22 protein-coding genes are annotated in these 20,573 nt (G+C 63.4%); 15 read left to right on the forward strand and 7 right to left on the reverse strand.

All coding sequences use genetic code 11. The features are described from left to right. Nucleotides 1-383 precede the first annotated feature (383 nt). From QA640_RS23735 to QA640_RS23760, 6 genes are all read left to right on the forward strand, one after another. Nucleotides 384-1,727: an extracellular solute-binding protein gene (locus QA640_RS23735; RefSeq protein ID WP_283035371.1), complete on the forward strand. Its 1,344-nt coding sequence runs from the start codon at nt 384-386 to the stop codon at nt 1,725-1,727. Between the two features lie 107 nt (nt 1,728-1,834). Beyond that, the gene (locus tag QA640_RS23740) at nt 1,835-2,773 is read left to right on the forward strand and encodes a sugar ABC transporter permease (protein WP_283035372.1); all 939 of its coding nucleotides are present in this window, start codon (nt 1,835-1,837) and stop codon (nt 2,771-2,773) included. Beyond that, a complete protein-coding gene (locus QA640_RS23745; protein ID WP_283035373.1) occupies nt 2,773-3,684 on the forward strand; it encodes a carbohydrate ABC transporter permease in 912 nt (303 codons plus the stop codon). Before QA640_RS23740 ends, QA640_RS23745 begins: the two co-directional genes overlap by 1 nt. 20 nt (nt 3,685-3,704) lie before the next feature. Next, nucleotides 3,705-4,805: a sn-glycerol-3-phosphate ABC transporter ATP-binding protein UgpC gene (gene ugpC, locus QA640_RS23750; protein WP_283035374.1), complete on the forward strand. Its 1,101-nt coding sequence runs from the start codon at nt 3,705-3,707 to the stop codon at nt 4,803-4,805. 36 nt (nt 4,806-4,841) lie between these two features. After that, nucleotides 4,842-5,831 (forward strand): hydroxyacid dehydrogenase, encoded by a 990-nt coding sequence (locus QA640_RS23755; protein ID WP_283035375.1) that lies wholly within the window; start codon nt 4,842-4,844, stop codon nt 5,829-5,831. A gap of 170 nt (nt 5,832-6,001) precedes the next feature. Then, a complete protein-coding gene (locus tag QA640_RS23760) occupies nt 6,002-6,433 on the forward strand; it encodes a hypothetical protein (RefSeq protein ID WP_283035376.1) in 432 nt (143 codons plus the stop codon). A 3-nt stretch (nt 6,434-6,436) separates the two neighbouring features. Here QA640_RS23760 and QA640_RS23765 read toward each other — a convergent pair whose 3' ends face one another. Further along, complete coding sequence (locus tag QA640_RS23765) at nt 6,437-6,913, reverse strand: DUF1993 domain-containing protein (protein WP_283042869.1); 477 nt, start codon at nt 6,911-6,913, stop codon at nt 6,437-6,439. A gap of 125 nt (nt 6,914-7,038) precedes the next feature. Here QA640_RS23765 and QA640_RS23770 point away from each other — a divergent pair, with 125 nt between their 5' ends. From QA640_RS23770 to QA640_RS23795, 6 genes are all read left to right on the forward strand, one after another. Continuing rightward, the gene (locus QA640_RS23770; protein ID WP_283035377.1) at nt 7,039-7,824 is read left to right on the forward strand and encodes a transporter substrate-binding domain-containing protein; all 786 of its coding nucleotides are present in this window, start codon (nt 7,039-7,041) and stop codon (nt 7,822-7,824) included. A gap of 178 nt (nt 7,825-8,002) precedes the next feature. After that, nucleotides 8,003-8,905 carry a DUF2147 domain-containing protein gene (locus tag QA640_RS23775; RefSeq protein WP_283035378.1) on the forward strand — a complete coding sequence of 301 codons (903 nt, stop codon included), beginning with the start codon at nt 8,003-8,005 and terminating at the stop codon, nt 8,903-8,905. A gap of 340 nt (nt 8,906-9,245) precedes the next feature. Then, complete coding sequence (locus QA640_RS23780) at nt 9,246-10,418, forward strand: TAXI family TRAP transporter solute-binding subunit (RefSeq protein ID WP_283035379.1); 1,173 nt, start codon at nt 9,246-9,248, stop codon at nt 10,416-10,418. Nucleotides 10,419-10,439: 21 nt separating this feature from the next. Further along, nucleotides 10,440-11,003, forward strand: coding sequence for a hypothetical protein (locus QA640_RS23785; RefSeq protein ID WP_283035380.1), 564 nt, complete (start codon nt 10,440-10,442; stop codon nt 11,001-11,003). After that, nucleotides 11,000-11,173 (forward strand): hypothetical protein, encoded by a 174-nt coding sequence (locus QA640_RS23790; RefSeq protein ID WP_283035381.1) that lies wholly within the window; start codon nt 11,000-11,002, stop codon nt 11,171-11,173. Before QA640_RS23785 ends, QA640_RS23790 begins: the two co-directional genes overlap by 4 nt. Before the next feature lie 150 nt (nt 11,174-11,323). Continuing rightward, entirely contained in the window at nt 11,324-11,509 is a 186-nt protein-coding gene (locus QA640_RS23795; RefSeq protein WP_283035382.1) for a hypothetical protein, read from the forward strand. Nucleotides 11,510-11,642: 133 nt separating this feature from the next. On the opposite strand, the gene QA640_RS23800 is transcribed toward QA640_RS23795, so the two are convergent. Beyond that, entirely contained in the window at nt 11,643-12,047 is a 405-nt protein-coding gene (locus QA640_RS23800; RefSeq protein WP_283035383.1) for a cupin domain-containing protein, read from the reverse strand. 23 nt (nt 12,048-12,070) lie between these two features. After that, a complete protein-coding gene (locus QA640_RS23805; RefSeq protein WP_036012452.1) occupies nt 12,071-12,769 on the reverse strand; it encodes a ribonuclease activity regulator RraA in 699 nt (232 codons plus the stop codon). 238 nt (nt 12,770-13,007) lie between these two features. On the opposite strand from QA640_RS23805, the gene pxpB reads away from it, so the two are divergent. Genes pxpB through QA640_RS23820 form a run of 3 tightly spaced genes read left to right on the forward strand, consistent with a single transcriptional unit; the run spans nt 13,008 to nt 15,574 of the window. After that, a complete protein-coding gene (gene pxpB / locus QA640_RS23810) occupies nt 13,008-13,739 on the forward strand; it encodes a 5-oxoprolinase subunit PxpB (RefSeq protein ID WP_283035384.1) in 732 nt (243 codons plus the stop codon). Next, nucleotides 13,736-14,773 (forward strand): biotin-dependent carboxyltransferase family protein, encoded by a 1,038-nt coding sequence (locus tag QA640_RS23815; RefSeq protein ID WP_283035385.1) that lies wholly within the window; start codon nt 13,736-13,738, stop codon nt 14,771-14,773. The genes pxpB and QA640_RS23815 overlap by 4 nt, the downstream gene beginning before the upstream one ends. 30 nt (nt 14,774-14,803) lie before the next feature. Next, complete coding sequence (locus tag QA640_RS23820; protein WP_283035386.1) at nt 14,804-15,574, forward strand: 5-oxoprolinase subunit PxpA; 771 nt, start codon at nt 14,804-14,806, stop codon at nt 15,572-15,574. Nucleotides 15,575-15,815: 241 nt separating this feature from the next. On the opposite strand, the gene QA640_RS23825 is transcribed toward QA640_RS23820, so the two are convergent. The 4 genes from QA640_RS23825 to QA640_RS23840 all read right to left on the reverse strand — a co-directional run bounded on the left by QA640_RS23825 (nt 15,816) and on the right by QA640_RS23840 (nt 20,406). Then, nucleotides 15,816-15,968: a hypothetical protein gene (locus tag QA640_RS23825; RefSeq protein WP_283035387.1), complete on the reverse strand. Its 153-nt coding sequence runs from the start codon at nt 15,966-15,968 to the stop codon at nt 15,816-15,818. A gap of 187 nt (nt 15,969-16,155) precedes the next feature. Further along, complete coding sequence (locus QA640_RS23830) at nt 16,156-17,763, reverse strand: sulfite reductase subunit alpha (RefSeq protein ID WP_283035388.1); 1,608 nt, start codon at nt 17,761-17,763, stop codon at nt 16,156-16,158. Further along, on the reverse strand, nt 17,760-19,562 hold the full coding sequence (locus QA640_RS23835; RefSeq protein WP_283035389.1) for a NirA family protein: 1,803 nt from the start codon (nt 19,560-19,562) through the stop codon (nt 17,760-17,762). The genes QA640_RS23830 and QA640_RS23835 overlap by 4 nt, the downstream gene beginning before the upstream one ends. A 13-nt stretch (nt 19,563-19,575) precedes the next feature. Next, nucleotides 19,576-20,406, reverse strand: a complete 831-nt coding sequence (locus tag QA640_RS23840; RefSeq protein ID WP_283035390.1) for a formate/nitrite transporter family protein — start codon at nt 20,404-20,406, stop codon at nt 19,576-19,578. Between the last annotated feature and the right edge of the window lie 167 nt (nt 20,407-20,573).

Raw genomic sequence — 20,573 nt, forward strand, 5'->3', positions numbered from 1 at the left:
ACTCTAGCGTTTCCACGTCGCGCCGGTCCAGATCGAGAAGCGACCCTCCACATCCGAAAAGTCCGGCCTGCGAACTGGTTAGTTCAGGTTTAATCGGAACTGCGGCGTAATTGCGCTCGAGCGATCCTCGCCCGTCCCGACCACGTGTGCGTCGCGAAAGGAGCCGCCCAGGTTCAACACCGCGACAGGCGCGCGACGCGGAGCTGCCGCTCTCTTGCACTCAACGTTAGTTCAAGAAGCGCGCGCTTGGGATTTCTCGACAGACGCAATCAATTCTGATCTGATCGCGCTACCAATTCTCCGCGGCTCGCGTGATTAGCCACGCGAGGCGACGGCAAGAAAAACAAAAAGCAAAACAACAAAGTCAAAAGCGAGGAAACGAGATGTCACGCAAGAAGCTCACGCGGCGACAATTTGTGGCCGCAACCGCCATGTCCTCCGCAGCCTTGATCACCGCGCCCTATGTGCGCGGCGCCTACGCCGCCGGCAAGCTCTCGATCGGCTTCTGGGACCACTGGGTGCCCAACGCCAACGACGCGTCCATCGCCCTCGTCAATGAATGGGCTGCGAAGGAGAAGGTCGAAGTTCAAATCGATTACATCACAAGTCAGGGCAACAAGCTTCTTCTGACCATGACGGCTGAAGCACAGGCCAAGTCCGGCCACGACATTCTTGCCTCACAGATTGGGTGGCAACCGCATGCTTTCGCGGAGTTGCTCGAGCCTGTGACCGACATCATGGAACCGATCATCAAGCAGAACGGCGCTGTCAACGGTACGGTCAGTTATCTCGGCCAGGCCGGCGGCAAGTGGCTTGCCGTTCCCACCTGCATCGGAAGCCAGATCAAGGGTCCCTGCTCGCGCATCGATCTGATGAAGAAACTCGCCAATATCGATGTGCAGGAGATGTATCCGGCGGGCGCGCCGCCAAAGGCGGATAACTGGACGATGGAGACCTTCCTGAAAGCTGCGGAAGCCTGCCAAAAGGGCGGTTTCCCCTTCGGCATTGGCCTTGGCGAGACCACCGACAGCGTCGATACCGCAGGCGCCATTTTCCAGTCTTTCGGCGCGGAACTCGTCAATGCCAAAGGCGACGTCACGGTGAAGACCGACGAGGTCCGGCAAGCGCTCGAATTCTACAAGAAGCTGATCGCCTTCTTGCCGCCGGATGCGGCCGCGTGGGACGATGCCTCCAACAACAAATGGCTCATCTCCGGCAAGGGCGCGATGATCATGAATCCGCCAAGCGCCTGGGCGGTCGCCAAGCGCGATGCACCGCAGGTGGCGGAGCAATGCTGGACCCACGGCTTCCCGGCCGGGCCGAAGGGCCGCTTTGCGCCCTATCTTCCCTTCTTCTGGTGCATCTGGAGCTTCTCAAAGAACAAGGAGGCCGCGAAGAGCTTGCTCACTTACCTCTCGCGGCCCCAGTCGATCGAAAAGTTCGTCGTCGCGAGCGGCGGCTACGATCTGCCGGCGTTTGAAAAGCTCACGACATTGGAGGTGTGGGCCGAACAGGGACCGCCGAAGGGCACGCTCTATCACTACCCCAATCCATATAACCATCAGAAGCTCTCGATCGCAGCTTCGCCGGCGCCGCCAAAGATTGCCCAACAGATCTACACACAGGCCACGCTGACCAAGATGGCGCTTCGCTTTGCACAGGGCGAAAAGCTGGAGAACACACTGGCCTGGGCGGAAAGCGAGTGCGAAGGCTTCATGCGAAGCTGAGGTCAGAAGCGTTGCGGCGGCTCATGCCGAAGCATGAGCCTAGCCCCATAGATCCGGAGCCGGCGTGCCGGCTTCGCCGGTCCACTACCCCGCAAGGAAGCCGCGCCATGGCTGAAGTCGCCGTTCAGCAAGCTAGGATCGCCAGCCCGTCAAGCAAGCGAAAGCGAGCGGGCCTGCGCAATGCGATGAAGCGCAAATCGACTGTGGCGTTTCTCATGACGTTGCCGCTGATTCTCCTGATTGCGCTGCTGGTGCTCTATCCTGCGATCTATTCGGTTCATCTGGCGACGCTGAACAAGTCGATGCAGAAGTTCGTCGGTTTCGGCAACTTTACCTTCCTGTTCAAGCGTGACACGTTCTGGATGGTGGTGAAGCAATCCTGCATTTTCGCGATCACCGCCGTAATATTCAAGGCGCTGATCGGTTTCATCGTCGCGCATTTCGTCCACAACCTTCCAGCCAAGGGCCAGCGCAAATGGCGCGGGATGCTGCTGGTGCCCTGGGTGATACCTCCCGCCATGAGCACACTCGCCTGGCTGTGGCTGTTCGATCCCTCCTACAGCGCCTTCAACTACACCCTGTCCTTCCTCGGCATAGGTCCGATCCCCTGGACCGGTGACGCCCTGTGGGCGCGCTTCTCGGTAATTCTGGTCAACGTCTGGTACGGCGCGCCTTTCTTCATGATCATGTATCTGGCAGCGCTGAAATCGGTTCCCGATCAGCTCTATGAGGCCGCGGCGATCGACGGCGCGAACTGGTGGCAGCGGATCTGGTACGTTACGCTGCCGATGATGCGCAACATCATAGCTATCACCACGCTGTTTTCGCTCATCGTGACCTTTGCCAATTTCGATATCGTGCGCATCCTGACCGCGGGCGGCCCGCTCGACCATACCCACATCTTCGCGACCTGGGCGTTCCGCGTCGGTATCGAGGGCAGCGATATCCCGCTCGGCGCCAGCGTCTCGCTGTTTATGGTGCCGATCCTTGCCGTCGCGGCGATCTTTATCCTGCGCGACGTCAGCAAACGTGGGAACGAAGCCTGATGAGCACGCTTGCAATCGACAAGAGCGGCCCACGACGCAAGGTCAAATACGGCAGCATCAGACGCGACCGCGCCTGGGCACTTCGTTGGTCCTATTTCTTCCTCGTGGTATTCGCGATCTTCTCGCTGACTCCGCCGCTCTACATGCTGATCACGTCGCTGAAGACCAGCACGGAGATCTCGGCCGCGACCAATCCCTGGTGGGTGTTTCACCCGACGTTGTCGAATTATGTCGAGCTTCTAACCTCGAACCAGTTTCTACGATTCTTCTGGAACTCCGCCATCATCTCGATCGTGGTGGTGATCGTCACCATGCTGATCAGCGTTCCCGCCGCTTTTGCATTAGCTCGGATGAAGTTCTGGGGCTCGGCCACGCTCGCCACCGGCGTGTTCCTGACGTATCTGATCCCCGATAGCCTACTGTTCATTCCATTGTTCAAGATGTTCGCAATCATCCAGGACTGGACCGGCATCCCCTTGCTCAACAGATGGTATGTGTTGCTGTTCATCTATCCGACACTCACGGTGCCGTTCTGTACCTGGATCATGATCGGATACTTTGCGTCGATCCCGAAGGAGCTCGACGAGGCCGCAATCATTGACGGCGCGAACTGGTTTCAGACGCTGACGCGGATTTTCATCCCCGTCGCATTGCCCGGCCTCATCGCCGCGACCATCTTCGCCTTCACGGTTTCCTGGGCGCAGTTCCTCTATCCGATGGTGTTTACAACGTCGGCGGACCAATTGGTGCTGCCGGTGGGCATCATCACCACGCTGATCAAGGGCGACGTCTTCAATTGGGGGCAGATCATGACCGGTGCGCTGCTCGGCGCGGCGCCGCCGCTGATCATCTACGCCTTCCTGATGGACTACTACATTACCGGCCTGACGGCCGGTGCGACAAAGGGTTGAAATCGAGAGGTTGACGATTCATGGCTGAGGTTTCCTTGCGCAAAGTGGTCAAGCGTTACGACGACGTCGAGGCGGTGCGCGGCATCGATCTCGACATCGCCGACCACGAGTTCATCGTGCTGGTGGGCCCGTCGGGCTGCGGCAAGTCGACCACGCTGCGCATGATCGCAGGGCTCGAGGATATCAGCGACGGCGACATCACGATCGGCGGCGACGTCGTCAACGACGTGCCGCCGAAGGACCGCGACATCGCAATGGTGTTCCAGAACTACGCGCTCTATCCGCACATGACGGTGGCGGAGAACATGTCGTTCGGGCTGCGCCTGAAACACTATCCGAAGGCCGAGATCAAGGCGCGCGTGACGGAAGCCGCCCGCCTCCTCGACATCACCGACCTGATCGACCGCAAGCCGAAGCAGCTCTCCGGCGGACAGCGCCAGCGCGTGGCGATGGGCCGCGCCATCGTGCGCAATCCGAAGGTGTTTCTGTTCGACGAACCGCTGTCCAACCTCGATGCCAAGCTGCGCGTGCAGATGCGCATCGAGATCAAGAAGGTGCATCAGAAGGTGCGCACCACCACGGTCTACGTTACCCACGACCAGGTCGAGGCGATGACGCTGGCCGATCGCGTCGTAGTCATGAACAGGGGCCGCATCGAGCAGATCGGCACCCCGAACGAACTCTACCACAAGCCGGCGACGCGCTTCGTCGCGGGCTTCATCGGCTCGCCCGCGATGAACTTCGTGCCGTGCCGGCTCGAGGACGTCGGCGGCCAGCTCAACATCCGCCTGACCGACCGTGTGTCCTTCCCGCTGCCGCCGGCGCGCGCCTCGCGGTACAACGCGCTGCCGCGCACCGACAAGCTGCAGCTCGGCATCCGCCCGGAACACCTCACCGAGTCGCACGCGCATCTGGAGCCCGGGGTGGAGACGTTCGATACCGTGCTCGACGTCACCGAGCCCATGGGCATGGAGACGCTGGTCTACTTCACCCTCGACGGCACGCCGGTCTGCGGCCGCGTCAATCCCAATGCCGGCGCCAAGGACGGGGCACCCATGCGTTTGGCGATGGACCTCAACAATATGCACCTGCTAAACGAGGCGACCGGCCTCGTGCTGTGACGGCCGGTCAAGAAAACCTCGAGCAGGCAGGAGACGATGGCGACCAACAAGAAGAAGATTTTTGTCACGCAGACTTTGTCAAAAGGAGCGCGCGCTCTTCTCACCCAGCGGGACGACATCGAGCTCGTCGAATTTTCCAACCTGATCTCGGCTTCGGATTTCCAGGCGATGCTGACGGCGCATGCGCCGGTTCATGGCGTGGCGCTCGGCGCGACCCGTTTCGGCGAGCCTGAGCTCGAGGCATCGCGCGACATGAAAGTGGTGACGCGTATCGGCGTAGGCTACGACGCGGTCGACGTGCCCGCGCTCTCGCGCCGCAAAGTGCCGCTGATGGTCGCAGGCAGCGCGAATTCACCCTCTGTCGCGGAAGCGGCGCTGTTCATGATGCTGATGCTCGCCAAGCGCGCGCAGGAGCTGCATGCCTGCGTCAGGGACAACAAGTGGGCCGACCGGCTCGGCATCCTGCCTTTCGACCTCTACGGCAAGACCGTGCTGATCGTCGGCTTCGGCCGGATCGGCAGCCGCACCGCCAAACGCTGTCTCGCCATGGAAATGAACGTGCAGGTCTACGACCCCTACAAGCCGGCGGCCGAGATCAAAGCTGCCGGTTGCGAGCCGGTCACCGATCTCGATGCGGCCCTGCCCCGCGCCGACTTCGTCAGCATCCACTGCCCGAAGACGCCGGAGACCGTCGGCATGTTCAACGCTGCGCGGATCGGCCTGATGAAGCGGACGGCCTATCTGATCAACACCGCGCGCGGCGGCCTCGTCGAAGAGAAGGCACTCTACGACGCGCTCACATCGGGCGGGCTCGCCGGCGCCGGGCTCGACGTGTTCGAGCAGGAGCCGCCGCCTTCGGGGCATTCGCTGTTTGAGCTTGCGAACGTCATCATGGCGCCGCATGTGGCCGGTGTCACCGTCGAGGCCGTCGATCGCATGAGCGAGCAGACCGCGCGCAATATCCTGAGCGTGCTCGACGGCGATCCGATCCGCCAGAACGTGATCAATCAGGATGTCCTCGCCTGACCGCCGCGGTTGGAGGGGCGGACATTGGTCCGCCTCGCCAAGGTCAACCGGGCGTCCCATTTCGGCACAATCGGGCCCAAACCTGGCCTTAATCAAAGGCAACCTAAGGTGACAGGTCGCGACCGGTCGTGGGACAGAATTGCCGGCGCGTCCTCTTGGAGGATGGACCCTTGTCTGACATCGACCCGACCGATCACGCGCTGGCGACGATCGCCAGCATTCTCGAGCACCCGGAATCACCGCGCGAGGCCGAGCAGCCCGCAGCCATCGAAGCGATCGAGGCAATCGAAGCGATCGATGAGCAGTCGCTGGTGCCGGAGCACCCGGTCGACGCCGATGGCTACAGCAAGCTCGGCCCCGGGCCGATGGAGGCCCTGCGGTTCAAGTGGACCGTGCAGCGCGGCGACGACGATCTCTACTACGTCCACGAGACCATCGGCGAGTATTCCACGCCCGTCGTCAGCGGACCGATGTCGGGCGAAGCTGCGGTGCAGTTCGTCGACGAGCGTGAGAGGGAAGCGCGTCAGCGCTTCGAGATCCTGCGCGACGAAATCGCCAATCGCAGCTCGGTCGCCGACATCGTACGGAAAGGTGAGGCGTAAGCCTCACCTTCTGCCCAAAAAATCCTTCTTCACGAGATCGACGCCGGCGTGCCGCAGGATGTCGTAGGCGGTCGTGACGTGGAAGAAGAATTGCGGGACCGTGAAGGTCAGAAGCAGCGAGCGCCCGGTAAAGGGCAGTTCAGCGCCGCTTTTCAGGCGGAAGGCGACGTCCTTGTCGCCGGCAGCATCGATCTCGGTGCGCGGCAGGCTCTCGACGAACTCGATCGCGGCCGCGATACGCCGCTGTAGCTCCACAAGATCAGGTTTCGTGTCGGCAAACGCGATCGGCTCGCGCCCGGCAAGGAGCGCCGAGCCGACCGCGGCATGGCGGACCGCCTCGCCCACCTGCTGCGCCAGATCATACATGTTCGGATAGAGCCGCATGCCCAGCAGGATCGCTGGATCGAGCTTGCGCGCCTCGGCGTGAGCGGCGGCCCTATCGAGCAGCCCGGACAGGTTGCGCAGGAACGGCACGAACATGCCCACGGAAACTTCATGGAGGGAGAGCGTCACTTCAAAATTTCCTTCTCGCAAGTCTCGGGCATCTGGTCTAAATCCGCACACCAAGGAGCAAACATGACGGCTCATGCGAGGGTGGGAAAGAGATGATCATGCGTCGACTGGCTGTTCTGGCCGCGGCAATGGTGGTGAGCTTTGCGGCCCATGCGCAGGAAACCACGTCCCCTTCCCGCCTCGACGAGATCATCAAGCGCGGCACGCTGCGCGTCGGCATGACCGGCGACTACCGGCCCTTCACCTCTCTCGACAAGGCGACGCAGAAATTCAGCGGCTTCGACGTCGACATGGCCGAGGCGCTGGGCAAGGCACTCGGCGTCAAGGTCGAGATCGTCCCGACCGCCTGGCCCAAGCTGATGAAGGACTTTGAGGCCGACCAGTTCGACATCGCGATGGGCGGCGTCTCCATCACCTTCGAACGTCAGAAGAAAGGTCTGTTCTCCACGCCGATCATGCGCGAGGGCAAGACGCCGATCGCGCGATGCGCTGACGTCGCGAAATACCAGACGCTCGCCGATATCGACAAGAAGGGCACGCGGGTCATCGTCAACCCCGGCGGCACCAACGAGCGCTTTGCGCGGGCGCACATCAAGGACGCAGACATCAGCGTCTTCCCGGACAACACCGCGATCTTCGACGAGATCGCCAAGGGCAACGCCGACCTGATGATGACGGACGCCTCCGAGACGCGCTACCAGCAGAAGCAGCATCAGGGCGTGCTCTGCGCGGTGCATCCGGACAAGCCGTTCGATTTCTCGGAGAAGGCCTACTGGCTCCAGCGCGACATCGCGCTGAAGGCCTTCGTCGACCAGTGGCTGCACGTCTCCATGGAGGACGGCAGCTACCAGAAAATCTATGGCGCCTGGTTCGATTAGAGCGTCGCAATAGTCCATATTTTAGCTGTCCGCCGGTCAAACCTTGGACCGAGTTGGCGCGCATTGAACCGAGATCGAAGGGAGCACGACTCATAGCTTGAAAGTGATGTGGATCACGTTCCGCGACGGCGCCGGGGCGTAAGCGTCGATGCGGGAACGACCTGCTCAGGAGATTGCAATGAAGAAGCTGTTGGCGTTGGCCGCATTTCTTATGGCGAGCACGACCGCGCAAGCGCAATACACCTTCGAGTATGGCGGCCGCACCATCCGCATCGACCCGGACCGCGGCACCGTGCAGATCCCCGGTGTCTACGACAACACCGGCCAGGGCAAGGCGAAGAAGGCCAAGAACGACGTCAAGAACGACGTCAAGCCCAAGATGGACACGCAGCCGCCCCAACAGGCCAAGGTCGATCCGCAGCCGACAGCCAATCCGGCGCCCGCGCCGGCTCCCGTGCCACCGCTTCCAGCGGCCGAACAGACGCCCACAGCAGCTCCGGCGGCAGCCGCGCCGTCTCCGGCACTCCCTGCCCCGCCCGCTCCGCCGCCGACCACGACCGCTAACAACGCAGCGGCGTCAACCGCCGTCGCGCCTCCTCCGGCTCCACCTCCACCCCCCGTCCCGGTTCAGCAGGACGCGGCTCCAGCGGTTACGCCGGCGCCGCCAGCCGCCGTCGCGATTGCTCCGCCGGCGGTCCCGGCTCCGCCTCCAGCACCCGCTCAGCCTCCCGTTCAGGCAGCGGCTGCTCCGGCAGCGGCGCCTGCGCCGACACGCGATCTCAATTCGCCGCTCGGCGTCTGGCTGACCGAGGAGAAGGAAGGCAAGGTCCGCATCGAGCAGTGCGGCAACAATCTCTGCGGCTACTCGGTCGATGCCAAGTCGGACCAGAACGGCGAGCAGATCCTGATCAACATGAAGCCGGCCCAGGGCCAGAAATGGACCGGCCGGATCGTCGATCCCAACACCGGCTCGACCTACGACTCAACGATCGCGATGCGCGGCACCGACCGCCTGCGCGTGCAGGGCTGCGCCTTCGGCGGCATGTTCTGCGGCGGCCAGACCTGGACGCGCGTGAACTAGTTCAGGCGCGTCTGAAGCATGATCCGGAAAAGTGCGAAGCGGTTTCCCTTGCGACAAACGCGGAATGTGATTGTTTGGAGCACGTGGGCGGCGGAAAGACTCTAGGAATGGCAGCGACTTGCCCGACGGCTCGCAATCGAGTCGCGGCTCACAAGGGCAGGCATCCCAAGGGAACGTCGCTCCGATCGGTGCGTTGGGAAGCGCAGGCAAACCCAGTCCAGCCTGTCGCGCGACGGATGGGCCGAGTGAGAGTTGCCGGCTAGATTAGACCGCGCCAAGCGGGCGCTGACGCCGCGAACAGGTTTGAACAATGAGGGTCTGCGGAGCTGTGCGGGCCGGTTTGTTCACCGCATTCATTGCAGCGACCTGGCTCGGCGGACAGGTCCAGACATCCCTCGCGCAAACCCGGCCATCCGATTCCACCAGCGACGCGGCGAAGACGTCTCCGCGGAAGGAAAATGCCCCCAGGAAGGAAGCCGCAAGATCTGATCCGCGCACGACGGGATTTGTAACCGGTGAGGCGCAGAGCACCGAGTTCGCCATAGCTCAGGACATTGCGACGACACTTGCCAGTGGCCAGGAGACCGGACCTCACGGGGAGGTCGCATTGCGGGTGCTGCCAATGGTGGGAAATGGTGGCATTCGCAACATCATCGACATACTCAGCCTGGCGGGTGCCGACATGGCGATCGCTCCAGTCCTACTGGCTGATCGCCTCCGAGAGTCAGGAACCCTCGGAGTTGTCGGCAACAAGCTTGTCTACATCACACCGTTGTTCGTCGAAGAGTTCCACCTCCTCGCGCGGCCCGAGATCCGGAGCCTGTCGGATCTTGCGGGAAAGCGGGTCAATCTCGGCGAAGTGGGCAGTGCCGGCGCTGTCCTCGGCCGCGAGGTGCTCAATCATCTCGAGGTGAAGGTCAGCGAATCCAATCTGCCCCTGGACGCAGCCCTGGAGGGAATGCGAAAGGGGCAAATCTCCGCCGCCTTGCTGGTGTCGGGCAAGCCGGTCAGCTTCCTGGCCCGCTATGCGCAAGGCGACGGCCTTCATCTTCTGTCCATCCCCTATTCGAAGGCGATGCTGCAGCGCGATTACCTGCCATCGACTCTCCGCCACGAAGACTATCCAGAGATCATTGGCGTCTCTGACAGCGTCGACACCATCGCGATCAAATGCGCGCTTTTCGCCTACAACTGGCCGATCCGCAGCGAGCGGTTTCCGCTTCTGGAACTGTTCGTGCAGACTCTATTCTCGCGGTTTCCTGAATTTCTGGGCGACGGTCATCACCCCAAGTGGCGAGAGGTGAACCTGGCCGCGCTGCTTCCTGGTTGGCAGCGATTTCAACCTGCTGAGCGCTGGCTCCAGCAGCAATCCGGCGGAGAAGCCGCGCTTCGCAAGGCATTTGGTCGTTTCCTCGAGCAGAAACCAACTAGCAATCCGCGGGACGGTCCGCCGGACCGCGAGCAACTGTTTCAGGACTTCATGCGCTGGCGAGAACAAAGACAGGGCCGGTGACCAAACCATTGGGAGGTCTCCATGCGCAATTCACTGGCGATTGCAGCCCTGGTCGCGTTGATTGTGTTAACTGCCGGCGTGAGGCGTCCTGCCGCCCAATTTTTTCAGACCCAGCCGCTGGCGCCGGAGACGCTTGCACCGACCAGAGTGCAGCCGGCCGGCAAAGATGAAAAAGCCAGATCAGTGACGCGCCGAGAAGAGAAAGCGCACAGGAAGCGCCAGATCGTTCGCCCGCCGCCAAATCAGCGGAAGATTGCCGAGAAGAACGGATTCAAGCGCGTCAGCGACCTCGTGAACTTCCCAAAGTTCTTTCCTGGGCTGGGCATTCTCTTTGTCAAACCCGAAACCCTGCCACTTGGGCCGTTCCTCTGCTTCGATCGCAAGGATCGCCTGGCAGCGACCGTCTACATGGTTCCGACAAAAGACATCGACGACCACAAATCGATGGAGGCCCCAGGATTTGCTGGAAAGCTTGACCACGTCACCATCTACTTCAACCCGGGGCACCCCGGGGTGGACGTGCCACACTACCATTTCGTGATCTGGCATGTGAGCAAGCAGGAGGAAGCGCGCGTCGCCAAATGACGCGCGTCGCGATGGACAAGGTACTCGGCTATGCGATTTCGGGTTTCATCGCCGGCTTCGGCGTCTGGATCCTTGTTGCCGGTCTGAGCTCCGGCGTACCCGCGCTATGGGCGTGCGCAGCCCTGTTGCCCATTGCAATCGGGCTTTGCAGCGCTTTCGGGAATATCTAAAGCATGATCAGGAAAAGCGTGAAGCGGTTTTTCCTCGCGACAAACGCGAAGCGTTTGCGCGGAGATCATGCGCAGACGACAACCTGAAGCGTCCGGCCGGAACCATGACACGCCTGCGGCCTTGGTTCTCGGGTGGCGAGATTTAGTCCGATGGACCTTACCGCAACCGAGCGCGATTTCCTGAGACGGCTGGCTTGCGAAGCCTGGATCAGCCCACCGCTGTTCGACCACGAAATCATCGCGCGCCTTGTCGAACTCGGACTCGTTGAGACCGAACCACTGGTTTCAGGCGAGGTCGAATACCGGATTACGGCCGCGGGCCGCGACGCTTTGTGAGCGGCACCTCCGATGCCGGCACTTCATGAGGCGCCATTGCCGCGAACGTGGCGGCGGAGAAGATGTAGCCCTGGGCCACGGATCAGCAACGCACCGCTGGCGCGCTGCGCTGCATCCGGGAGCGAGACCGTAGCTAACCGACCGGCGCCGAATATTCCGCGTCGGTAACAGGATCCATCCAGGTCGAGTAGACGCCGTCGAGCGCCTCCTGCATGGCAATATGAGTCATGCCGTTGGTTGGCGAAGCGCCATGCCAGTGCAATTCGTTTGGTGGAATCCAGACCGTGTCGCCGGGGCGGATTTCCCTGATCGGGCCGCCCTTGGCCTGGACGCGGCCGACGCCGGAGATGACGTAGAGCGTCTGCCCGAGGGGATGGGTGTGCCAGTTGGTGCGCGCACCCGGCTCGAACGAGACGCGCGAGCAGTTCAGCCGTGCCGGCGCGGGCGCCATGATGACGGGGTCCTGCAACACCGTGCCGGTGAAGTTCTCCTTGGGCGCGCGGCGGGTCGGCCGCGTGCCTGCGACGTGGATCTCCATGGGGTACCTCGCTTGGTTTTTCGTTACTTCTTGCTCGCGGCGTAGCGCGCCTTGGTCTCGGCGTTCATCGGATAGAGGCCCGGCAGCACGGCGCCGTTGTTCACCTCGTTCACGATCCAGGCTTCCATCCGCTCCTGCTCGACACCTTCGTTGAGCACGTGGTCGAGCATCGCCTGCGGAATCAGCACGCAGCCGTCCTGGTCGGCGACGACGATGTCGTTCGGAAACACCGCAACGCCGCCGCAGCCGATCGGCTCGCCCCAGCCGACGAAAGTCAGGCCCGCGACCGACGGCGGCGCGGCATAGCCGTCGCACCACACCGGAAGGTTGGTACCGAGCACGCCCTCGACGTCTCGCACGACACCGTCGGTGACGAGCGCGGTAACGCCGCGCTTGACCATGCGCGCGCAGAGGATGTCGCCGAAGATGCCGGCATCGGTGATGCCCATCGCATCGACCACGGCGATGCAGCCCTCGGGCATCGCCTCGATCGCGGTGCGGGTCGAGATCGGCGAGGACCAGGATTCCGGCGTCGCCAGATCCTCGCGCGCCGGCACGAAGCGCAGCGTGAAGGCCGGGCCGACCAGCCGCGGCAACCCCGGACGCAGCGGACGCGCGCCGCGCATCCAGACATTGCGCAGACCCTTCTTCAGGAGGACCGTGGTGATGGTGGCGGTGGTGATGCCGGCGAGGGTCTTGCGGGCTTCGGGGGATAGCGACATGGACGACAACGAGCTCCGGATAGGCGGGAAACGACGCGCGCATCTTGCGAGGCGCGGGCCTGCCGTCAAGGGCCAAGGCAAAGCGGCGCAGGGCTGTTATGCGATGCGATAACAAGGCTTTATCGGACACCCTTGCATTAATTTATTGGACTTGCGGGCATATTTACGCGAAGCAAAGGGGGCAGCGGGAAGCAAGGGAGTCTCCCGCGATCTTCCAGAAGGCCGATTTCGACAGCTCATGGCCGCGACGCTTCCCCCGCCCCGCCTTCTGCCCAGTGGCGACAGTGCCGTCACGGTCGAGTTCAGCCGCACCATTGACGACGCCGCCAACCAGCGCGTGTTGGCGCTCGATCGCGCGCTCACCGAAGCCGGCATCGAGGGCGTCACCGAGGCGGTGCCGACCTATCGCTCGCTGCTGGTGCACTACGATCCGGGCCGGATCGGCTACGATGCGCTCGGCGAAAAGCTGCTCGCACTTGCAAGCCAGCCACAGCCGTCCACCACCAAAACGCGCCGTTGGCGCATTCCCGTGGCCTATGGCGGCGAGCACGGCATCGACCTCGAGGACGTTGCCAAGGCGCTGAGCACCACCCCCGAGGACATCGTCGCCCGGCATGTGGCCGGCGACTACCGCGTCGCGATGGTCGGCTTCACCCCGGGCTGGTCCTATCTCAGCGGCCTCGAAAAATCCCTGCACATGTCGCGGCGGCAGAATCCGCGGCTGCTGACGCCCGCCGGCACGATCTCGATCGGCGGCGTGCAGACCGGTGTCCAATGCCTCGCCGGTCCCAGCGGCTGGCACCTGTTGGGGCGCACCCCCGTGCGGACCTATCAGCTCCACCGGAATCCCACCTTCCTCACCGAACCCGGTGATCGCGTGACGTTTTTTGCCGTCGACCACAAGACCTTTGCGGAGCAGGACCGCGCCGCCGAAGCCGGCGAGATCATTGCGGAGCTGACGGAGTCATGAGCCGCCTCATCATCACCAGCATCGGGCCGGCCAGTTCCGTCCAGGACGGCGGGCGGCCGGGCTCGCAGCGCTATGGCCTCACGCCGAGCGGCGCGATGGACCGGTTGGCGCTGGCAGCCGCCAATTGCCTCGTCGGCAACGATCTGTTCGCGGCCGTCGTCGAGATCGGCCCGTTCGGCGCCTCCTTCACCGCGCGCGACGGTGCGGTGCGCGTTGCACTCGCGGGCGCGCCGCGCAATGCCGATATCGCCGGCAAGCCGGTGGCGAGCGAGACCTCGGCGACGCTGAAGGACGGCGAGACGCTGACGCTCGGCTTCGCCCGCGGCGGCGCGTTCAGCTATCTCGCGATCGAAGGGGCTATCCAGGGCGAGCCGGTGTTCGGCAGCCTCGCGGTCAACGCGCGCGCCGGGCTCGGCAGCCCCTACCCCCGTCCGCTTCAGGCCGGCGATGAATTCAGCGTCGCGGCCGCAAGCGGCAAGGCCGAACAACGGATCGAATTGCCCAAGCCACCGAACGGTCCGATCCGCGTGGTGCTGGGGCCGCAGGACGACGAGTTCGACGACGCCAACAAGGCGCTGTTCCTGAGTAGCGACTGGAAGATCTCGGCGACCTCGGATCGCATGGGCTACCGGCTCGAAGGCCCAGTGATCAAGCATCTGCACGGCCACAACATCGTCTCCGACGGCACGGTCAACGGCAGCATCCAGGTGCCCGGCAATGGCGCGCCGATCGTCCTGATGATGGATCGTGGCACCAGCGGCGGCTATCCGAAGATCGCGACCGTGATCTCCGCCGATCTCGGCCGCCTTGCCCAGACCTCGGCCGGCACGGCATTCCGCTTCAAGGCGGTCAGCATGGCCGAGGCGCAGGACGAGGCGAAAAAATTCGCGCAGCTCCTCCGCAGCCTCCCAGACCGCTTGCGCGCCGCCGACACCGTTGAGCTCAACATCGAGGCGCTGCACGATGCTAATGTCGCTGGCCAAGCTGTGAACGCGGTCGATGCCGGGACATGGCAGGTTTCGGCCGAGCCTTAACCGACAAGAAGACCAGAGGCGGAGAGCACCATGACGACGATCGATCTCAACTGCGACCTCGGTGAGGGATTTGGCGCCTGGGAGATGGGCAACGACGCCGCGATGTTGGAGCTTGCGACCTCGGTCAACATCGCCTGCGGCTTCCATGCCGGCGACCCCGACATCATGCGGCGGACGGTCGAGCTTGCGAAGGCGCGCGGCGTCTCGATCGGCGCGCATCCTGGGTATCGCGACCTGCACGGCTTTGGCCGGCATCCGATCGTCGGGCTGAAGGCGTCGGAGATCGAGAATCTCGTCGCCTACCAGATCGGCGCGCTCCAGGCGATCGCGACTGCGGCCGGCCATAAGGTCACGCATGTGAAGGCGCATGGCGCGCTCTCCAATGTCGCCTGCGAGGACGACATGACCGCAAAGGCAATCGCAGCCGGCATCAAGTCCGTCGACCCCTCGCTGATCTTTGTGGTGCTCGCCAACTCGAAGCTGGTGAAGGCCGGCGAGGACGCCAACCTGCCGATGGTGCATGAGGTGTTCGCCGACCGCGCCTATGAGGACGACGGCAACTTGGTCTCGCGCAAGAAGCCTGGCGCGGTCTTGCACGATGCGAACGCGATCGCCGAGCGCGTCGTGCGCATGGTGCAGGACGGCGCCGTCGTCTCGGTGACCGGCAAGATCATCAAGATGCGGACGGATACGGTGTGCATCCACGGTGATACGCAAGGCGCGGTGGATATCGCGCGCAGTCTGCGTCAGGCGCTGAAGGATGCCGGGATTGCGGTCGCGCCATTCAAGCGCGCGGCGTGACACGAATTGTACGGTGGGTTAGCGAAGCGCATTCCACGAAGAGAGAAGAGAGAAGTGGTGGGTTACGCGTTCGGCTAACCTTACCGCGTCATAAACGCTCTCACTCCTCATCCTGAGGAGCTTGCGAAGCAAGCGTCTCGAAGGATGTGGGCCACGGGCGGGGCCTCATGGTTCGAGACGCGCTTCGCGCTCCTCACCATGAGGGTTAGTGACACAGTTAGGCAACCCACCCTACGAAGATTCAAAACGGGTGCACCGACAGCGTGCCGAAGACGATGGCCGCGATGACCGCAAAAGCGCTGTAGAGCGCGACATGGTGCACGCTAGCCCCGGTCAGCCGCGAGAGCGAGCGCGCGTAGAAGTGTAGCCTGGCTTCCGCCGATAGTTCGCGCATGGTCGATCTCCAACGCCCCATTTGCGTGGATATGAAGGAGCAATCGCGGCGGCGAACAAGATGGTGGCGGAAATAGCGACGGCGGTTCTCTTCAGAACCGCCGTCGCAGAGGGAAATTCTCTTCACCCGCGGGTTCCGAGAATCTTATTCGTTCAATCTTTAAGACAATGGATCCGGCTCCCGCACACTAATAGACGTCCGCCTGGAACCTGCCCTTCTTCTTGAGATCGGCCACGAAGCTCACGGCCTCATCCGTGGAACGTGCGCCGAACTGCGCGACGATGTCGACCAGCGCTCGCTCGACATCCTTGGCCATGCGCTTGGCATCGCCGCAGATGTAGAGGTGCGCGCCTTCGGCAAGCCACGTCCACACCTCGCGGCCGAGCTCGCGCATGCGGTCCTGCACGTAAAACTTCTTCTCGCCGTCGCGCGACCAGGCCAACGAGAGGCGGGTGAGCAAGCCCGAGGTCTTGAGCGCGTTGAGCTCGTCGCGATAGAAGAAATCGCAGTCGCTGCGCTGATGGCCGAAGAACAGCCAGTTCTTGCCGGGCGCGCCGGTCGCCTTGCGGTCGAGCAGGAAGGCGCGGAACGGCGCGACCCCGGTGCCGGGACCCACCATGATGATCGGCGTCTTCGGGTCCCGCGGCAAAGCAAAGCCGTGCGCCTTCTGCACATAGACCTTCAACTTCTCGCCCTCGGTGATGCGTTCGCCGAGGAAGGTCGAGGCGACGCCGAGGCGCTTGCGCTTGCCGATGACGTAGCGCACGGAATCGACGGTCAGCGAGAGCTTTCCAGGCGTTGCGTTGTGTGAGGACGAGATCGAGTAGAGCCGCGGCTGCAATGGCTCGAGCGCTTCGACGAAGGCTTCGGGATGCGGCCGGCAGCCAGAGAATTTTTGCAGCGCCGCCATGACGTCAAGCGTTGCGGCATCACCATCGGGATCCTCGCCCTGCGCCAGTGCCCGCGCCTTCTCGCGCTGCGCGCCGCCAGTGATGAAGGACAGCAGCTCGAACAGCTTGTCCGGCGCCGGCGACAGCGAGACGTCCTCGACAAGCGCTTCGCGCAGCGTCTTGCCGTTGACCTGCGTGGTATGGGAGGCGCCGAGCAGAGCGATGATCTGGTCGACGAGACCGAGATCGTTGCGCGCGAACACGCCAAAGGAATCGCCGACCACATAGTCGAGCCTGCTCTCCGAGAGATCGAACTCGATATGATAGGTCTCCTTCTCGGAGCCTTGCTTGTTGAGAAGGCGCCGCGACAGGAACACCGCTTCAGCCGGATTTTCGCGGGCGCGACCCAGCTCGGCCTTCAATTCGGGTGCGGCGGCCGACTGAGCCGCAGCGCCATCCGAAGGCTTCGCTGCCGGCGCCTTGTCCAGCTCCTCATAGAGCTGCTTCAGCATCCGCGCGGTCTCCTTGCCGCCGGGAGCACAGAGGTTGAGGCGGGCCTCGCTCTTCTTGGCGATGGCGTCGGAATAGTCGGCGCAATTGTAACCGCACTGGCCGCAATCCTGCTGCGCCATCGCCGCCATCATGCGGCGGCGGAGCGGACGCCCTTCCGCAAGCTTCATGCGATCGCCGATCGGCATCGCCGGATCGTGCCAGGGCGCCTCGCCATCATCGCCGTCGCCCTGCGGCGCGAGCACCGCACCGTTTTCGGCGGGCGACAGCGGCGTCGAGCCGTCGAGGCCGAACATGCCCACGAGAAATCCATTCAGCCACAGCCGCTGCCCCTCGCTGAAGGGCGCATTCGGCGGGATGATCTCGAGTTTCGGTGGGACAGGCATCTGGGTCATGCTGTTGCTTCCGCTCCGGCCAGTTTGCGCAGGGCTTCGCCGTCATGGCGACGCGAGAAGGTGAGGAACGTTTCTTCCGGCGAGGCGCGGTTGGCGAGATAGGCCTTCAAGAGACCCTCGACGAGCCTGGGTGCATCCTCAGCCTTCACGTCGTGATAGACTTCCTGACCGATATCGGCATCGGGGCCGAAGCCGCCGCCGGTGAAGAGGTGATAGCCCTCGACCGTGTCCTCCTCCGTCGCGCCAGGTACCTTGGCCGCGATCAGGCCGATGTCGGAGATGAAGTGCTGCGCGCAGGAGTGATGGCAGCCGGTCAGATGGATGTTGAGCGGCGTATCGAGCTTGACGCGCTCGTCGCACCAGTCGCCGATCGCGGCGGCGTGGCGTTTGGTGTCTGAGGCCGCGAACTTGCAGCCGGCATTGCCGGTGCAGGCGATCAGGCCGGCGCGGACGTTCGAGACCTCTGTCGCAAGCCCGAGCTTTTCGACAGCTGCGGTGACCAGCGCGACGTTGTCGTCGCGCACGCCCGAGATCAAGAAGTTCTGCCAGACGGTCAGGCGGATGTCGCCGTCGCCGAGATCCTGCGCGATCTTGCCGATGCCGCGCATCTGCTCACAGGTGAGCTTGCCGACCGGCAGCGCGACGCCGACCCAGTTGAGCCCGGCCTGCTTCTGCCTGTGGGCGCCGATATGAGCCATGCGATCGAAGCTTGGGCGCGGTGCAATCGCGTCCGCCGGCACGCGCGCGAACGGCTTCTTGAGCCGCTCCTCGACGAGCTTGAGAAACTGGTCGTGCCCCATGTTGTCGAGCACGTACTTCAGCCGCGCCTTGGTGCGATTGGTACGGTCACCATGCTCGATGAAGACGCGCACGATCGCGTCAGCAACTGCAGTGGCGTCCTCGGGACGAACGACGATGTCCGAATACTTTGCAAAATCTCTGTGGCCGGTGATGCCGCCGATGCCGAGCCTGAACCAGACGCCGGCGTCGACGCCGAAGCCGTCCTTCACTTCCACCGCTGAGAACGCGATGTCGTTGGTCTCCTCCAGCACGGCGACGCGACCCGCGCCGTCGAAGGCGACGTTGAACTTGCGCGGCAGGCCATAGAGCGAGCGGTCGTTGAGGATGTGGTAGTGCCACTCGCGCGCGTAGGGGCGCGTGTCGAGCAGCTCCTGCGGATCGATGCCGGCGGTCGGCGTGCCCGTGACGTTGCGGATGTTGTCCGCACCGGAGCCGCGCGAGCACAGGCCGATGTCCTGGATGCCTTCAATCAACGCGACCGCGTTCTTCGGCTCGATCTCGCGGATCTGGAAGTTGGCGCGCGTGGTCACATGGGTGTAGCCGCCGCCGTAAGCCTCAGCCAGATCGGCAAGACCCGACATCTGCCAGTGCTTCAGGATGCCGTTCGGAATGCGCAGGCGCGCCATGTAGGAGGTCTGCGCCGGCGCGACCCAGAAGATACCGTAATAGCGCCAGCGGAAATTGTCTGCCGGCGTCGGGTTCGCGTTGTTGCGGGCCTGGTCCTTCAGCCGCTCGTAGCCGTCGAAGGGATGCAGCTCGCGCTTGAACTTCTCCTGGTCGGCAAGCTTCTTGCCCGACGCCGTGACCTTGTCCTGCGCCTTGAGCGCCGCGGCATCGGGACCGGTCGGCTCCGACGGCGCGCTGGCCGCCGCGGCGGGAGCGCCGCCGGCGGCAAAGGCGCGGCCCACACGTCCGACCTGGAGGCCGGACATGAAGCCTTCGAGATAGCGCTTCTGCTCGTCGGAGAAGTCGGCCGTGGGTGCTGTGTCGAGTTTCATGGGGTAACCGGACCTACTCTGCTGGCTGAACCGCGACCTGCGCCACTTCGGCCGCCGGCTTGGCGGGCTTGTAGGTGACGTAGAGCGCAAGGCCGGTGAAGACGAAGCCGCCGACGAGGTTGCCGAGCGTCACAGGGATCTGATTCCACAGCCACCAGTCGGACACGCTGACCTTGGCGCCGAGCAGCATGCCAGTCGGAATGACGAACATGTTGACGACGGCGTGCTCGAAGCCGAGCGCAAAGAACAGGAAGATCGGCAACCACGTCGCGGTGATCTTGCCGACCGTGGATGTCGAGGTCATCGCCATGACGACGCCGAGGCAGACCAGCCAGTTGCAGAGGATCGCCTTGACGAAGACGGAGACCATGCCGGCGGTGCCGATCGCGGCGTTGCCGATCGTCTTCGCTTCGGCCACAGCAACGATACGTGCAGCGACGCCGGCGATCTCGATCTTGCCCATATTGGTGAGCGAGATCGCGATCAGCACGCCAAAGGCGAGGCTGCCGAGCAGGTTAGCAACGAAGACCCAGGACCAGTTGGCAATTACGGCATTCCAGGTGGCTTTGCCCTCGAGGCGCGCAAGCGGCACGATGGCGAAGCTGCCGGTCACTAACTCGAGGCCGAGCAGCACGATCATCACGAGGCTGACGGGAAAGATCAGCGCCCCGACAATGGGCTGGCCGGTGGTCACTGCGCCAGTGAAGGCGAGCGTCGTGGCCGCGCCCAGGAGCGCGCCGGAAATCGCGCCGCGGATCAGGAGGTCGCGCGGACCGAGCGCCAGCTTCTTCAGGCTGGCATCGACCATCGAGGCTAAGACGTCGGAGGGTTTTGCGTAATCCATATCGAAGCTCCAGCGCCGCGCGTGGCGGCCACAACGGGTTGAAACGACGTTGATCGCTGGGAGCACGATTTCAGGCGCACGTGGCCTGGCCGGAACCCGGGGCGATCCGATCAGCCTCGTTGCTGCGGAAATCCATCATGGATTTGGGCCACCAGCTTCCACGCCGG

Source organism: Bradyrhizobium sp. CB82 (genome assembly GCF_029714405.1).
In the GTDB taxonomy this organism is placed as follows: Bacteria; Pseudomonadota; Alphaproteobacteria; order Rhizobiales; family Xanthobacteraceae; genus Bradyrhizobium.

Coding starts and splice junctions, on each gene's coding strand:
- QA640_RS23735 (WP_283035371.1), top strand. CDS start 384: ATGTCACGCAAGAAGCTCACGCGGCGACAATTTGTGGCCGCAACCGCC.
- QA640_RS23740 (WP_283035372.1), top strand. CDS start 1,835: ATGGCTGAAGTCGCCGTTCAGCAAGCTAGGATCGCCAGCCCGTCAAGC.
- QA640_RS23745 (WP_283035373.1), top strand. CDS start 2,773: ATGAGCACGCTTGCAATCGACAAGAGCGGCCCACGACGCAAGGTCAAA.
- ugpC (WP_283035374.1), top strand. CDS start 3,705: ATGGCTGAGGTTTCCTTGCGCAAAGTGGTCAAGCGTTACGACGACGTC.
- QA640_RS23755 (WP_283035375.1), top strand. CDS start 4,842: ATGGCGACCAACAAGAAGAAGATTTTTGTCACGCAGACTTTGTCAAAA.
- QA640_RS23765 (WP_283042869.1), bottom strand. CDS start 6,913: ATGTTCGTGCCGTTCCTGCGCAACCTGTCCGGGCTGCTCGATAGGGCC.
- QA640_RS23770 (WP_283035377.1), top strand. CDS start 7,039: ATGATCATGCGTCGACTGGCTGTTCTGGCCGCGGCAATGGTGGTGAGC.
- QA640_RS23775 (WP_283035378.1), top strand. CDS start 8,003: ATGAAGAAGCTGTTGGCGTTGGCCGCATTTCTTATGGCGAGCACGACC.
- QA640_RS23785 (WP_283035380.1), top strand. CDS start 10,440: ATGCGCAATTCACTGGCGATTGCAGCCCTGGTCGCGTTGATTGTGTTA.
- QA640_RS23790 (WP_283035381.1), top strand. CDS start 11,000: ATGACGCGCGTCGCGATGGACAAGGTACTCGGCTATGCGATTTCGGGT.
- QA640_RS23795 (WP_283035382.1), top strand. CDS start 11,324: ATGGACCTTACCGCAACCGAGCGCGATTTCCTGAGACGGCTGGCTTGC.
- QA640_RS23800 (WP_283035383.1), bottom strand. CDS start 12,047: ATGGAGATCCACGTCGCAGGCACGCGGCCGACCCGCCGCGCGCCCAAG.
- QA640_RS23805 (WP_036012452.1), bottom strand. CDS start 12,769: ATGTCGCTATCCCCCGAAGCCCGCAAGACCCTCGCCGGCATCACCACC.
- pxpB (WP_283035384.1), top strand. CDS start 13,008: ATGGCCGCGACGCTTCCCCCGCCCCGCCTTCTGCCCAGTGGCGACAGT.
- QA640_RS23815 (WP_283035385.1), top strand. CDS start 13,736: ATGAGCCGCCTCATCATCACCAGCATCGGGCCGGCCAGTTCCGTCCAG.
- QA640_RS23820 (WP_283035386.1), top strand. CDS start 14,804: ATGACGACGATCGATCTCAACTGCGACCTCGGTGAGGGATTTGGCGCC.
- QA640_RS23825 (WP_283035387.1), bottom strand. CDS start 15,968: ATGCGCGAACTATCGGCGGAAGCCAGGCTACACTTCTACGCGCGCTCG.
- QA640_RS23830 (WP_283035388.1), bottom strand. CDS start 17,763: ATGACCCAGATGCCTGTCCCACCGAAACTCGAGATCATCCCGCCGAAT.
- QA640_RS23835 (WP_283035389.1), bottom strand. CDS start 19,562: ATGAAACTCGACACAGCACCCACGGCCGACTTCTCCGACGAGCAGAAG.
- QA640_RS23840 (WP_283035390.1), bottom strand. CDS start 20,406: ATGGATTACGCAAAACCCTCCGACGTCTTAGCCTCGATGGTCGATGCC.